This is a genomic window from candidate division TA06 bacterium (assembly GCA_004376575.1).
Classification (GTDB): domain Bacteria; phylum Hydrothermota; class DG-26; order E44-bin18; family E44-bin18; genus E44-bin18.
Genome location: SOJN01000025.1, coordinates 1 through 14,780, shown reverse-complemented (window position 1 = coordinate 14,780; position 14,780 = coordinate 1). Strand labels below are relative to the sequence as shown.

Sequence of the window (14,780 nt, the reverse complement as noted above, 5' to 3'; positions counted from 1 at the left end):
CCTGTAACCACAGATTATCACACCCTCCTTCGCCCTTCGTGGCTTCGGAGGGCAAGGATTCTCACAAGATTTCCTTCTGGCTCGAGTCAAGCCATGAGGATTGGTTTGAAATCTGTGTTAATCTCGTGGTTTCAGTGGTTGGGCGGAATTTCCATTTTCGGGATTAAGAGTATAGGCTCACAAACTTTGCTATTGACCTATTGTAGGTTCTTTCTACATCATCGGGGAAAAAGCAGGCTGGAAGTTCTCCCATCCCCCAATGGTACTTGATACACTCGCAGCATTTCCCTTTTCTGCTGCATGGCTCATACGTGCAGTTGCAGTCCTTCTTGTTAGCTTCCATGGTGCATTCCATATGGTTCCTCCCTTTCGAAATTCGCCGAACACTAACACACCATAGGCCGAAGTACAAAGTACAAATTGCCCAAACAAGGTACGCAAACAGAGTACTAAGTACGAATTGCGAAGTCCGAAGAAGACAAAGAAAGCGCGAAGTACAAGTAGCAACGGGCAAAGACTACAACGAAAGCGGGGATTTGGTTCTTCGCACCTTGCAATTAGTACTTCGAACTTGGGGGAAGCGGTGATGGGAATTTCGAGTGCTGAGGGAAGTTTGGGCCGAATTTCGCAATTTCGAATGTGTGGTGGGTAGGGTAGGGAATTTCGAAGGTCATGGGAAGGGGTTGGGCGGAATTTCGGGGGTTAGCGGTGGATCAGGGTGGAATTTCGAGGGTGCAGGGTAGCGGGAATGGGAATTTCGAGGGTCAGGGGCGGAGAGTGTGGTTATGGAATTGACATGAGGGAAATGTAGGCATATAATTACGGCTTGTCTGGTGTGCCAATGGATTTGAGAAACATAATGGTTAGGTCTCCGAACTGGATAGGAGATTTTGTCCTGTCCATTCCAGCTCTAAAGGGCTTGGAAAGCCTCTTCCCACACGCAAAGTTGACAGTCGTTGCGCACAGAAGGGTGAAGGACATTGCGCAAATGGTCGAAGGCGTTGACAGGGTTGTCGTGTTTGACAAAGAAGGTGCAGACAGAAGTATAAAGAACCTCATCAGATTCTCGCGGGGCATATCAGAGGAGCCGATTGACTTGTCTGTCATCTTCCCCTTGTCTTTTTCTTCTGCGCTTATGGGATACTTCTCAGGAGCAAGGAGGAGGCTGGGCTACAGTACAGAGATGAGAGGTTTTTTGCTGACTGACAAAATCAGACTTCCTTTAGAGTACAGAGAAAGACATCTTTCGCAAACTTATACAAACCTGGTGGCAAAGCTCGGGGTGAGTGATGAACTGAGTACGCCTGAATTGAATGTTCCTGAGGTTTGCGAAAAGGCTGACCGCATAATGGAATCCCTGGGATACGGCGAGAATCGTAAGGTTGTGGGTATGGCGCCGCATGCGACCTTCGGCCCTGCCAAGCGCTGGCCAATGGAAAACTACTCCTCCCTTGCAAAGAACCTCTTGAAAAGATACAATTGCAGCATAGTACTCTTTGGTTCTGCAGACGACTCCACCTTGAACCTTGAAGACACAAGTTTGCCCGATGGCGTTGTTGACCTTTGCGGCAAGTTGACGCTCACTGAAGCAGCCTACCTATTGAAGAGATGTGTTTGTCTCGTTTCAAATGACACCGGGATCGCGCATGTTGCCGCCGGTGTGGGAACACCAGTCGTGTCCATCTTCGGTTCCACAAGCCCTGAGTGGACATCCCCTATTGGGAATAAGAACGTGGTGGTATATGAGAAGGTTGAATGCAGTCCGTGTTTCGACAGGGTATGCAGATTTGGTCACTACGGGTGTCTCCAGAATGTGGGGACTGATGTTGTACTGGATGCGGTAGAGGAGGTTCTCAGGTGAAGAGGGCAGTTTTTCTGGATAGAGACGGGACAGTGTGCCCGGACGTTCCCTACCTGGACGATTCGGACAAAGTGGAGCTATTTCCAGGGGTGGCCGAAGCTGTACGCCGTCTGAGGGATGCCGGATTCAAGGTGGTGATTGTCACAAATCAATCCGGAGTTGGCCGCGGTTACTTTACCCTGGATGTTTTGACAGCAGTGCACACCAGACTGAGGGATCTGTTGAGGGAAGCGGGCACTGACTATGATGCTCTTTACTACTGTCCCCACGCGCCTGACGAGGGTTGCACCTGCAGGAAGCCCTCAACCGGTATGATAGACAGAGCGGTCGATGAACTCTCGATATCTTTGGATGGTTCTTATGTTATTGGAGACGATTCCGTTGACATTGAACTGGGCAGAAACGCTGGGCTAAAGGCAATACTTGTTCTCACCGGCCACGGGAAGGATTCTCGGGCTTTGGTTACTCCAGATGCGGTCGTTGAGAATTTGGAAAAGGCCGCAGATTGGATTCTGAAAGGTTCATCCAATAATGAGTAAACTGTCTGCAGTTGTGGTCACCCTTAATGAAGAGGCAAACATAGCGGACTGTCTTAAATCTCTCAGTTTTGCAGATGAGATCGTGGTAGTCGATTCGCAGAGTGTCGATTCAACAATAGAGCTTGCAAGGAAATTCACGGATAAGGTCTACCAGGTGAGGTTCGAAGGATACGGAAAGCTCAAGAACAATGCAGCGGCAAAGGCTAGCTGTGACTGGGTTCTCTCTATCGATGCAGATGAGAGGGTGAGCCCACAGCTTGCAGAAGAGATAGTTGAGGTAGTAAGGAAGAACAAGAGCCATAGTGGGTATCTGCTGCCTCGAAGAACTCTTTTTCTGGGGAGATGGATGATGTATGGTGGGTGGTATCCCGGACATGTGCTCAGGTTATTCAGGAAGGATAAAGGAGCCTTCAACGATGTTCTTGTGCATGAATGCGTGACGGTCAGCGGAGAGGTGGGAAAGCTCAAGAGGGATCTGTTGCACTATTCAGATCCCGACCTCAAACACTACCTCTCGAAACTGGACAAGTTCACCAGCCTTTCAGCACAAAGTCTGTATGAAAAAGGGAGAAGGGCAGGAATAGGTGATCTCCTTTTCAGGCCGGCATTCATGTTTTTGAAGATGTATTTCTTCAAACGGGGTTTTCTTGACGGAATGCCAGGCCTTATTCTGAGCCTTCTCTCTGCCGTTCACGTGCTCGTAAAGTATGTCAAGCTATGGGAAATGTGGAGGACAAGTCGAGCCCAGGGGTGAGTATAGTCATTCCCACATGGGAGGGGAAGGAACTTCTGCGGAGGTTTCTCCCATCGGTTCTGAAAGCAGCAAGGGTATGCGGAAGGCCCTGGGAAGCAATTGTCTACGATGACCACAGCAGTGACTCGACGGTTGACTTCTTAAGAAAACATTTTCCACAGGTTCGAGTCTTGAGAACGAAAGTCAGAAGAGGTTTCGCAGGGGCCAGCAATGCCGGTTTCAGAGAAAGCAGGTATGAAATTGTGGTTCTTCTGAACAATGACACTGATGTGGATGAACACTTTCTCAAACCTTTGCTTGATCATTTTGAGAATGAAAATGTCTTTGCTGTCGTGTGCAAGTGCTACGATTGGGACGGAAAGATGTTCAGAGATGGCGGCAAGATAGGCGAATTCAAAAGAGGTTTTTTCAGGATACACAGGAACTATGATGTGGAGGTAAGGAGGATTGACTCTTCTGAGCCCTACTATTCTTTCCATGCTTCAGGTGCCTTTTCTGCATTCAGCAGGAAGAAACTGGAGGCCTTGGGCGGGTTCGATGAGCTCTTTGTGCCGTTCAACTGGGAAGATGCTGACCTTTCCTACAGGGCGTGGAAGAGAGGATGGGAAATCCATTACGAGCCCACATCTATTGTCCGGCATAGGCCCAACACCACTGTGGGCAGATTCAGAAAGGCTTATGTGAAGGCCGTTTCCAGAAGAAACCGACTTCTCTTCATATGGAAGAATCTATCTGATGTTGACAAGCTGGTTCAGCATTGTCTTTTCCTTCTGTTTCAGTCGATGCTGGCTTTCCTACGTCTCGATTTGACCCACTTCGCCAGTCTGGGCATGGCCATAGCCAAGCTGTCTGGAGTCTCCAAAGCCAGGAGAGAAGAGAAGATGAGAATACGAAGATCGGATACGGAAGTCCTCTCTCTCCTCAGAGATTGTTACCAGAGGCCCGAGGTGGTGATTGTGGAATGAATAGGCAACCGGGGAGGGTTGAGAACATACTGGTGATCAGGCCTGGTGCAATGGGAGATATTCTAGTGGCCACTCCTGTCTTACTCAACCTGAGAAATGCATTCCCGAAGAGCAGAATTGCGTTTCTGGTTCAGAAGAGGTTCGCGGATGTGCTGAAGGCAAATCCCTACATTGACGAACTGATAGAGTTTGATAAGGAAAGTGTGGGGCGCTTCTGGGGCATAGGCCGTTTGAAGAAAGAACTAGCATTTCTTGCTTCCATCCGGGCAAGAAGGTTTGATCTTGCATTGGACCTGCTGGGAAATCTCAGAACGGCCATACTATGTGTGGCGAGTGGTGCAAGGGAGAGGGTAGGGTACACATACAGGATAAGGAAATTCTTCTATAATCGGAGGGTCGTGGCTCGCAATCCGCAGTATGTTGTTGATTTCAATCTCGACAGTCTGAGGATGCTGGGAGTCCCTATTGAGAAGAAAGACATCTATCTTCCTGCTGACGAGTCGGATAAGGCATTCGCAGGTGAATGGCTGGCCGGGCGCGGCCTAGGCGAAAACCGCCTGCTTATAGGTCTCTTTCCTGGGGGTGGATGGTCATCAAAGAGATGGCCTGAGGCACACTTTTCTCATCTTGGGGACATGTTGAGTTCCAAGCTTAACGCATCGATCCTTGTGATGGGCGGACCGCAGGAGAGAGACTCAATCAAGAGAATAATCTCCTTGATGTCAGCTGAGCCTGTTGAGGTTCAAGGGTTTTCTCTGTCACGTTTTGCTGGCCTCGTATCAAAGCTCCACCTTTTCATATCTAATGATTCAGGACCGAGATATCTGGCAGTAGCAGCCGGAATTCCTAGTATTGGCCTGTTCGGTCCCACTAATGCCACAAACGCAAATCCAACTGAGTCTATTCACTCTGCAATAACCTATGAGGGCGACTGTCTAGGTTGCAACAAACTTACCTGTGCTGATCAAACATGTATGAAAAGAATACTACCGGAAGCTGTCTTTGAAGAATCCTGCAGGCTTCTGAAAGAGCAAGGAAGAATATCATGAGGATTCTGGTTGTAAGGACTGACAGGATGGGGGATGTGCTCCTCTCCACGCCCGTTCCGAGAGCGCTGAAGAAAGCCTCCAGGGATAACCACGTAACAATGATGCTCACACAGTATGCCAAGCCTATTGTTGAAAAGAGTCCCTATGTGGATGATGTCTTTGAATACGCTTCAAACGAGAGCGATCGCGACCTTATAGGCCGGCTGAAAAGAGGCGAATACGACGTGGCCATACTCCTGCACCCCACGTTTCGGCTTGCGTGGGTTCTCGCACGTGCACACATTCCAAGAAGAATAGGGACTGCCTCCAGGGTTTACTCGGTCTTATTCAATGAGAGGATATCGATGAGAAGATCAGTTTCCGCACTGCACGAAGTCGAGTGCAACCTGGCAATGGTGAAAGGCCTCTGCGGAACAGGTGAAAGCTGGCTTCCAGAGATTTTCATAGACGACGAGGAAAAGAACGGGGCGAGTGAGAATCTGGAAAACTTGGGCTTGAATTCTAGAAGATTTACTGTTATACATCCTGGAAGTGGTGGCTCTGCCAGGAACTGGCCGGTCAGTTATTTTTCAACTTTGGCTGACGCCGTCTTATCTCGAATGGGCATGAAGGTGCTCGTGACCGGCGGACCGGGAGAAGAAGAGCTCGTTTCCGAGATGACATCCTTGATGTCCTCTACTCCTGTTACTGTCATCGGAGGATTCGGAATCAGGGAGTTGGCTGCTGTTCTGCAAAATGCTAGATTGCTGGTGACAAATAGTACAGGTCCGATGCATCTGGCTACGGCTGTTGGCACACCAGTTGTTGCCATTTTCTGTCCCATAGTAGGATGCAGTCCCGGCCGGTGGGGTCCTCTGGGAAATGGGAACGCGGTCTTGATGCCAGATGTGGTGGCCTGCAAGAAGTGCACCGGCGAAAAGTGTGTTTACTACGACTGCATGGAGAGGGTAAGCGTGGACAGTGTGCTGGGGGCAGTGAAGAGTCTTTTAACTCATTGACATATGGAGTGAAATAAGATGGAAGACAGGTACGAAAGGATGAGAAAGAAGCTGGGCTACCAGGCTCTGTTCGATACCGAGGACATTGAAGAAGCGCTCAAGTATGCGAAGGAGAATGGCTTCGGGGCGGTTGAACTGAACATGAACGGCATTAATTTCTTGCCTGAGAACTATATGGATGAGGATAGGCGTCGATTGCGAAAGATTGCGAAAAAGCTAGGGGTATCGATGCTTTTGCACGCGCCGGAGGGCTTAGACTTGATGAATGTTCATGAAGGGGTCCGCTTTGCTGTGGTGGAAAGGCTGAAGGAAATCGTCGATCTTGCTAGGGATCTCTCTGCTTCCTGTGTGACGATCCATCTGGGCATGAGTTCGTCCATTAGTGTGGAGGGTAAGATGGTGCCTTTACACAGGGTATATCCTGAACTATACAAGGAGGCGATGAGGTTCTCTCTTAGTGAACTTGGCGACTACGCCAGGGGGAAGACAAGTATTTGTCTTGAGAATACGGAGATAACCAATGAGAGAATTGTGAGAGAAGTTCTGGTTGAATTGCTACGCGATGATAGTCTCTTCCTCACGTGGGACATTGGCCACTCCCACCAGTACAAGACCAAGGTCCGTGAATGGGAGGAAGAGTTTTTCCTGGACTACGGAAAGAAGATAAAGAATGTTCACATCCACGACAACAATGGCAAGTGGGATGAACATAACATAATAGGCAATGGTACTCTGGATCTGGAGCATTACCTTGCGATATTGGCAGACCTCAATCCCTTCATGATTTTCGAAGTGAGACCAAGGGAGAGGGCTCTCGAGTGTCTACGTAGATTCTCGAACTACAGAAGACTCCTCAACGCAGCAAGCTAACCTCATGCGTTAAATCGACGGGCACGGTTAGAACCAGCCCCCTGTAACCACAGATTAACGCAGATTATCACAAGATTTCTCATCTTCTGGTTTTGCCATGAGTGAAATGCTCTTCTGTGTTAATCTCGTGTAATCTTGTGGTTTCAGTGGTTGGGTGTTGGGCTCAAACCTCTGCAATCACAGATTATCACAAGATTTTGCTATGGTTCGGGTCAAGCCATAGGGATGCGGTTTGAATCTGTGTTAATCTCGTGTAATCTTGTGGTTCCAAGGGGTAGGTTACAGGTGCATTCTGGGGAAGGGTCTGAGGTCCATTGGTGAGGACTCGCCCTTCTTCAGTCTTTGATGGCCCGCCGCCGCTATCATCGCAGCATTGTCGGTACAAAGCTCCTGCGAAGGAAAGAGTGCACGAATACCGATCTCTTCTGCCTCGGAGCACATTCTTTCTTTGAACGCAGCATTGGATGCGACGCCACCTGAGACGGCTATGATACTGACGGCATAGTCCTTTGCAGCCTTGATGCCTTTTTCCGCTAAGGAATCGATGACCGCATCTTGGAAGGAGCTGGCCAAATCTTCGAGGTGTTCTTTCTTGATCTCTTCACCCTTCTCCCTGAGATAATAGAGTACAGCGGTCTTCAGCCCACTGAAGCTGAAGTTATATCCTGGAACACTAGCTCTTGGAAACCTCACAAAGTCTGCCCGACCCTTCTGAGATTTCTTTTCAATATCTGGTCCACCGGGGTAAGATAATCCGTAGAGCTTTGCCACTTTGTCAAACGCCTCGCCTGCTGCATCATCAAGTGTCGAGCCGACAGTTTCATAGTCGCCGAACTGTCTGACATAAACTATGTCTGTATGGCCTCCTGAAACGATCATGCTTATGAATGGAGGTTCAATTTCTGGAGTAGCTAGAATTGTGGAGAAGACGTGCCCTTCTAGATGGTTGATTCCAATGTATGGGATCTTGAGGCCGTACGATAGACCTTTGGCAAAACACAACCCCACAAGTATTGAGCCGACGAGCCCTGGCCCACAGGTGACCGCGATGCCGTCAATGTTCTCTAGACGGACTGAAGCGACATCAAGAGCTTCTTTGACCACCGGAACTATGAGCCTGATGTGGTCACGGCTCGCCAATTCGGGAACGACTCCACCAAACTTGGAGTGAACCAGCTGTGACGAGACTATGTTGGATCTGACTTTTCGGTTTCCTTCAAGCACTGCTGCGGCAGTCTCATCGCAGGATGTTTCTATGCCCAGTGTGAGCATTCTATTCGATGTCTGTCTGGATCAGCTCAGGCTTTACAGAGACCACCTCGAAATGGTCCGGGATGGTGATCTTCGGGGGTATAAGGTGGGAACCCTTGCCTTTTCCAGAAAGATCTAGTGAAACCCGGACATCGCCGGGTTTGATCGAATCGATCATGCTCTCAGGACCTTCCAGTGTAACCTCTGCGTGGTCTGGAGATATGCGCGCGGTCCTCCGGGAACCCACCTTTGTTACAACTACTGGTAGATACTCCAGGACCTTTTGAACCTTCTTCTCAATTGCAAACGTTACCAGAACGGAGTCTGGTTTGCATCTGTATCCCGCCCCTTCAGGGAGAGAGACAGCAACCATACGTTCCACAGATCTGGTCTCCGATCCAATATCTATTGGTTCTGTCCTGAGCCGTGCAATCTTGCCAATTTTGCTTCTTCCTCCCATGAGTTCCACTTCGTTCGGGGTGACTGTTGTTTTTCCCACTCGAACAAAGCCTTTTCTCACATCGCCCTCCACATCAGCGTCGATGTGCACTTTCTTCTTGGAGGAAATGTCCATCGCAATATGAAATTCAGTGGGCGAGACTACTGAGACGATCCTCAGCTCTCCCTTTCGAGAAAGAATGATATCGTCCTTTGTCAAGTTCATCCTGACGCGCCGGGATTTCGTCTTGGGGAGCTCTACTGTGGCCTCCGGTTCCCCGAAGATGCGGTGAAAAATGATCTGTTTTCCTCTGCCTCTGAGCCTGAGAGAAACCACTTCAGGTGGGTTTCCCACTACTGTCCAGCCCTTTGGCGGATTTATGAATTCAAGGTTGGCGGAATAGGTTATGTCATATGTTCTTTCTGTTGCTACGTGGAACCAAACGAGGAGAGCAAGGACTACAGACCATATCTTCAGGTCTATGTTGTTCTTAATCCATCTCAGTACCTTCATCGTTTCACTTCTTGATCACCATCTCCATGGAGTGTGTTGTGCTTCTTTACTCATGATATACATCAGCTTCGCACGCTGTCAAGGCAAAAATGGGCATATCCGATTGACAGTGGCCAGCGGGGTGGCTACAATACGAACGCGAGGAGTGACTATGATACCACTTAAGGACGAAAATCCATCAAAGAGATTTCCCGTCGTGACGGTGAGTCTTATCGCCATCAACCTGGCCGCATTCATCTACGTGCTATCACTGGGCAAGGGTGCTGAGCAGCTGGTCTACAGGATGGGTGTTGTTCCTTACAACATAGTCAATGTTGGCCTTCCCGCATACCCGACGCTTTTCACGTCGATGTTCCTTCACGGGGGGTGGGCACATCTTCTTGGCAATATGCTCTATCTCTGGATTTTTGGAGACAACATCGAGGATTTCCTGGGGAAGATAAAGTTCGTTGTCTTTTACCTGGTCTGTGGATTCATCGCGTCCTTTGCGCACATTCTGACTCAGGCGAGTTCGCAGATTCCTACAATTGGAGCGAGCGGTGCCATCTCAGGCATACTGGGTGGTTATATCCTGCTCTACCCAAAGGCAAGAGTGCTCACCCTGATACCTCTGGGTTATTTCATTCGGCTGATCAAGCTTCCTGCCGTCGCTGTTCTTGGGATATGGATACTGATGCAATTCCTGAGCGGCCTTGCCTCGCTTCCTGGGTCCGCCGGCAAAGGAGGGGTGGCGTGGTTCGCGCACATAGGAGGGTTCATTGGTGGTTTGGCGCTGATAAAGGTTCTGGGATGGCGGAAGAAGCCGCGGAGGATCGGCAGTGGTTAGTGAGAGAGGTGTTTCATACTATGGTGTGTACGATGCCAGAAAGGCTTCAAAGGATTTTGCAGGTCTTCTGGATGATGGTGTGAATGCAGTTCTTCTGGCAATGTCAGAATTCGACTTCAGGTTCTGGAAGACTGGAATCGGGGGTGTCCTGAAGGAGGCCAGAGATAGAGGACTGAGTGTATATATTGATCTGTGGGGTTGGGGCAAGGCCTTTGGGGGTGAGCCAGGCAGCATTTTCGTTCAGAAGAATCCAGATGAACTCCAGGTCTCCCGGTCTGGTTCAACGATCGCTGCGGCGTGCGTGAACTCAGCCTTCAGGCAGATTGTGACGGATAGCCTGAAAGAGATTTGTGAAGACATGGAGTTCGATGGCGTATTCCTCGATGAACCGCACTACGGTCATGTTGAAGATGGCTGGGGTTGTTTCTGTGAGAAGTGCAAGAGTCTTTTCCGTGAGAAGTATGGAAGAGATATGGACATGGACATGACGGAAGATGTTTTCGAATTCAGAGAAGAGAGCATGCTTGAGTTTCTCTCAGATGCGGTTGATGTTGTGAAGGCTGCTGGAAAGCAGGTGATTGTTTGCATGCTTCCATTTGAAGGAGAGAAGAGAAGACTGGCAGGCGCTCCGGAGTGGGACAAAATATGTGCGTTGGATATTGATGTACTGGCTACTGACCCATACTGGATGACTTTTGATGAGCCTTTGGAGCCATTCGTGACAAGGCATGTAAGGAATTTGCTGAAGGCGTGCGGAAAGACCGGAAAGAGAGCCCAGGTGTGGGTTCAGCTCTTTAATGTTCCAGAAGGGCGCGAACGAGAAATTGTAAAGGGCATAGAGTTGATAAAGAAGGTGGGGGTCGAAGGAAAAACCGTAGACTCAATCTTTGGTTGGCCCTATCTCGCTGGCAAGAGATCGATACTCGCCTCAGACAACCCGGATCTAGTGTGGAAGAACTTCTTGACCACCCTCCGGTTCTGACCCCACACTCGAAAATACGGAATTCCACTCCTCCCTTCCCCACACATTCGAAATTCCCACCCCAACCCACGACGCATTCGAAACTGCGAAATTCCCAGCCACCCTTCCCAGCTCCTTCGAAATTGCGAAACTCGAGCCCGCCCTCCTCGCACCTACGAAATTCCCTTCGCTCCTCAACCCAACCTTCGAAATTCCGCACCTCCCTTGCCCACACATTCGAAATTGCAAAATTCCACTCAACACCTCCCCACACATTCGAAATTCCCACCACCTCTCCCTGCACGATCGAAATTACGAAACTCCAGCCCGCCCTTCCACACACATTCGAAATTGCGAAACTGAAATTGACAGAAGCCAAGGACTTCTGTAACTAGACCTCCGGTGTCATTCTGAGAAGCCCGTTAGGGCGACCAAGAATCTGCTTTTTGTGCGAGAGAAGTATGAAGTGCAAAGCGCAAAGTACGAAGCACAAGGACCAGAGTGTAAGGAAGTGATTTTTGTGCTTGAGAAATTTCGGTAAAGGACTAAACTAATGAATGAGAAGGAAACAATGGCAAGGTAGGCGCAAATGAGCGGCGTTCTTCTAATTTGTGTTTCACTCATGGTTTCCGCGGGAGCGGCTGGTGATCTGGACATGGATGCACTGCCGTTCTCTGTGGAGGATGTCATTGAAAGAGCATCACCTAGTTCAATAGCTATCGGGGATGCGACCTTCCTCGTTGAACGCTGGCTGGCCGCCCCATCCACCAGCCTCCTAGACGAGTTCGTTCTGGATACTTCCATAGTCTACTCCGGAGCTCCTTACAGGGAGTGGCTTCCTTCAATAGCCTTTTCGGGCACAGAATACCTTGTGGTGTGGGCCGACAAACGGAGTCTCGATGTCGACATTTATGGTTCTAGAGTGGATACGACTGGCACGGTTCTTGATCCAGTTGGAATAGGTATCTCCACAGCCACCGGCAGCCAGTCTCATCCTTCAGTGGCTTTTGACGGCACCAACTACCTTGTTGTGTGGGATGACTGCCGCAGCGGCAGTCAATTTGGCATTTACGGCGCCCGAGTGAATCAGTCAGGTGCGGTACTTGACACTTCGGGAATAGCCATTTATACGTCCGCTGACTCACAGGCGTGCCCGCATGTAGCTTTTGATGGGACCAACTATTTTGTAGCGTGGGAAGACTACCGTGGTGGGCTGTATTGTGACATCTACGCCACCCGAATAGCCCCGTCAGGAACGGTGCTCGACCCGTCTGGAATAGCTATAGCGACAAGCGATGACAGCGATGAACGTCCATCTTTAGCTTTTGATGGGACCAATTATCTCGTGGTGTGGGAAAGTTTTGGCATTGATTTCGACATCTTTGGTGCCAGAGTAGATACCAGCGGGGTAGTCCTGGACTCTTTGGCGATATTCGTCTGCTTGGTGCCTTTTAATCAGCGGCATGCTTCAGTGAGTTTTGACGGCGTCAACTACTTTGTTGTTTGGGACGACTACAGGAGGGTCACAGGGTCCGACATCTACGGCGCGAGGGTCGATACGTCTGGCACAGTACTTGACCTCGATGGAGTAGCCGTTTGCACAACCTCTGACTATAGCTCCTACCCTTCGGTAGCCTTTGATGGAACAAACTACCTCGTGGTGTGGCAGCTGCAGCACGGGTTAGGCCACAAGCCGGACATCTATGGGACCATGGTGGATACCTCTGGGACTGTACTCCATCCCTCAGGCATAGCCGTTTGCACTACCGACTATTGGCAAGAAATTCCATCCGTGGCCTTTGGTAGTAATGACTACTTAGTGGTGTGGGAGGATTGGCGCAGCGGCACCAATGCTGATATCTACGCCACGAGAGTTAGTCCATCAGGTGCAATACTTGACCCCTTGGGAATACTGATCTCTATGGCCGGCCATCCACAGTGGCATGCTTCAGTAGCTTCTGATGGGAGTGATTACCTTGCGGCGTGGGAGGATTGGCGCAGCGGCACCAATGCTGATATCTACGCCACGAGAGTTAGTCCATCAGGTGCAATACTTGACCCCTTGGGAATACTGATCTCAATGGCCGCCGATTCTCAGGTGTCTCCTTCAGCAACATTTGGTGGGGCCAACTATCTCGTAGTGTGGGCGGATAAGCGGGGCGATGCCATGGACATTTACGGCGCAAGGTTGAGCCAATCAGGTACATTGCTTGATACGTCTGGCATAGCCATTCTTACTGGTGGTAAGGACCAGGTGGTCCCTTCAGTGGCCTTTGATGGGACGAACTATTTTGTTGTCTGGGAGGATCATCGTGCGGCGTTTCCAGAGTCTGACATCTATGGTGCCAGGGTCGATACATCCGGAACAGTCCTTGATCCCACAGGCATAGCCATCACCAGTTCCAGACAGCAATGGAGTCCTTGTGTAGCCTTTGGCGGGAGCAATTATCTCGTGGCATGGGAGCATTTGGGCGTGAGCACTGGTTATGATATTCGGGCTGGTAGAGTAGACACTTCCGGGACTATCCTTGACGGTATGGGGATAGTTGTTTCAGCACTGCCTTATCACGAGCGGCGTCCCTCTGTAGCTTACGGCGGGGTTAACTACTTGATCGTATGGAAGGATGTTAGAGGTGGCATCGACTCTGACATCTATGGGGCGAGAGTGGATGCAGCCGGTACAGTACTTGATACATCAGGAATCGCTATCTCGACCGCCGTTGACGATCAGACATATCCTTCGGTTACATATGATGGGGCCAACTATCTCGTGGTGTGGCAGGATTATCGGAACGGCAGTGACTGGAATATTTACGGTAGTAGAGTTGATGCGTCGGGTGAGGTGCTTGACCCCTCGGGCATAGAATTGATGGATCAACCATATAGCCGTGTGAATCCGGCTGTCACAACCGGAGGAGACGACCAAGTGCTTTTGGTGTACGATGGTTTTGCTTCTTTACCGTATAACACCAACCGAGTATTTGGTGCGTTCTACACTGAAACAGGAATCCGAGAACACAGTGCAAAAATCAAAACTCAAAATGCAAAGCTGTTCCAGAATCAACCCAATCCCTTCCACTCCCAGACGACAATTCACTACCAGATTCCCGAGGCAGGTGGAGTGTTTCTGAAAGTGTATGACTCATCGGGGCGTTTGGTGAGCGTGCTTGCTGATGAGGAAAAACCGGCTGGGTCTCACACATCCTGGTGGCACGGCAAAGACAGCTCCGGGCACGGAGTACCATCTGGTGTCTATTTCTGCAGATTACAGACGGGTGAATTCGTCTCCACGCGCAAGATGATTTTGGTTAGGTGAGAGTGTTGGCAAACATCTTCCTCTGGATTGCTTCGTCGCGCTAACGCGCTTCTCGCAATGACATCTGGTCCGGTCTGCCGTTGGTGAATTGGAGCAGCGCCATATGCCCTGAGCTAGGTCGAAGGACTCGTGGGGCGACGCGGCGCCGAGCAAGCTCGGCTACTCCAAAGCGTCGCCTGAGCATCTTTCGTTTCCAATTTCGAAGGTGAGTGGGGAGCTGACGGGAATTTCTCCTTCGACAAACTCAGCATAAACTCGCAGACCGCGGGGCGGGAAGCAATCTGGCACAAGCAGATCCTTCGACCCGTGCTTCGACGATGCTCAGCGCGTCGCTCAGGACGAAATATCCCCCATCCCGCCTACGGCAGGCTGGACCTATTTCGTTTTCTATTTTCGAAGGTGTGGGGTAGAGTTGGGTGGAATTTCGAAGGAGTGGGC

The 14,780-nt window shown here is 50.1% G+C and carries 13 protein-coding genes; 10 read left to right on the top strand and 3 right to left on the bottom strand.

The window, feature by feature from the left end; translation table 11 throughout:
* Positions 1–163: 163 nt before the first annotated feature.
* Positions 164–355 (bottom strand): hypothetical protein, encoded by a 192-nt coding sequence (locus E3J62_02015; protein ID TET47278.1) that lies wholly within the window; start codon positions 353–355, stop codon positions 164–166.
* 486 nt (positions 356–841) lie between these two features.
* Between E3J62_02015 and waaF the strand changes: the two genes are divergently transcribed.
* The 7 genes from waaF to E3J62_01980 are packed head-to-tail and all read left to right on the top strand — an operon-like array spanning position 842 to position 7,036.
* Positions 842–1,861 (top strand): lipopolysaccharide heptosyltransferase II, encoded by a 1,020-nt coding sequence (gene waaF, locus E3J62_02010; GenBank protein TET47277.1) that lies wholly within the window; start codon positions 842–844, stop codon positions 1,859–1,861.
* On the top strand, positions 1,858–2,400 hold the full coding sequence (gmhB, locus tag E3J62_02005; GenBank protein ID TET47276.1) for a D-glycero-beta-D-manno-heptose 1,7-bisphosphate 7-phosphatase: 543 nt from the start codon (positions 1,858–1,860) through the stop codon (positions 2,398–2,400). Before waaF ends, gmhB begins: the two co-directional genes overlap by 4 nt.
* Complete coding sequence (locus E3J62_02000; GenBank protein ID TET47275.1) at positions 2,393–3,154, top strand: glycosyltransferase family 2 protein; 762 nt, start codon at positions 2,393–2,395, stop codon at positions 3,152–3,154. Before gmhB ends, E3J62_02000 begins: the two co-directional genes overlap by 8 nt.
* Positions 3,118–4,119 (top strand): glycosyltransferase family 2 protein, encoded by a 1,002-nt coding sequence (locus E3J62_01995; GenBank protein TET47274.1) that lies wholly within the window; start codon positions 3,118–3,120, stop codon positions 4,117–4,119. Before E3J62_02000 ends, E3J62_01995 begins: the two co-directional genes overlap by 37 nt.
* Positions 4,116–5,168 carry a glycosyltransferase family 9 protein gene (locus tag E3J62_01990; protein ID TET47273.1) on the top strand — a complete coding sequence of 351 codons (1,053 nt, stop codon included), beginning with the start codon at positions 4,116–4,118 and terminating at the stop codon, positions 5,166–5,168. The genes E3J62_01995 and E3J62_01990 overlap by 4 nt, the downstream gene beginning before the upstream one ends.
* The gene (locus E3J62_01985; GenBank protein TET47272.1) at positions 5,165–6,166 is read left to right on the top strand and encodes a glycosyltransferase family 9 protein; all 1,002 of its coding nucleotides are present in this window, start codon (positions 5,165–5,167) and stop codon (positions 6,164–6,166) included. Before E3J62_01990 ends, E3J62_01985 begins: the two co-directional genes overlap by 4 nt.
* An 18-nt stretch (positions 6,167–6,184) precedes the next feature.
* Complete coding sequence (locus tag E3J62_01980) at positions 6,185–7,036, top strand: sugar phosphate isomerase/epimerase (GenBank protein ID TET47271.1); 852 nt, start codon at positions 6,185–6,187, stop codon at positions 7,034–7,036.
* Positions 7,037–7,315: 279 nt separating this feature from the next.
* On the opposite strand, the gene tsaD is transcribed toward E3J62_01980, so the two are convergent.
* Both tsaD and E3J62_01970 read right to left on the bottom strand, forming a co-directional pair.
* Positions 7,316–8,308 (bottom strand): tRNA (adenosine(37)-N6)-threonylcarbamoyltransferase complex transferase subunit TsaD, encoded by a 993-nt coding sequence (tsaD, locus tag E3J62_01975; protein TET47270.1) that lies wholly within the window; start codon positions 8,306–8,308, stop codon positions 7,316–7,318.
* A 1-nt stretch (position 8,309) separates the two neighbouring features.
* Positions 8,310–9,239, bottom strand: coding sequence for a hypothetical protein (locus E3J62_01970; GenBank protein TET47269.1), 930 nt, complete (start codon positions 9,237–9,239; stop codon positions 8,310–8,312).
* Between the two features lie 151 nt (positions 9,240–9,390).
* Here E3J62_01970 and E3J62_01965 point away from each other — a divergent pair, with 151 nt between their 5' ends.
* The 3 genes from E3J62_01965 (at position 9,391) to E3J62_01955 (ending at position 14,342) form a co-directional block, all read left to right on the top strand.
* Positions 9,391–10,065: a rhomboid family intramembrane serine protease gene (locus E3J62_01965; GenBank protein TET47268.1), complete on the top strand. Its 675-nt coding sequence runs from the start codon at positions 9,391–9,393 to the stop codon at positions 10,063–10,065.
* Positions 10,058–11,047 (top strand): hypothetical protein, encoded by a 990-nt coding sequence (locus E3J62_01960; protein ID TET47267.1) that lies wholly within the window; start codon positions 10,058–10,060, stop codon positions 11,045–11,047. The genes E3J62_01965 and E3J62_01960 overlap by 8 nt, the downstream gene beginning before the upstream one ends.
* Before the next feature lie 568 nt (positions 11,048–11,615).
* Entirely contained in the window at positions 11,616–14,342 is a 2,727-nt protein-coding gene (locus E3J62_01955; protein ID TET47266.1) for a T9SS type A sorting domain-containing protein, read from the top strand.
* Positions 14,343–14,780: the final 438 nt, after the last annotated feature.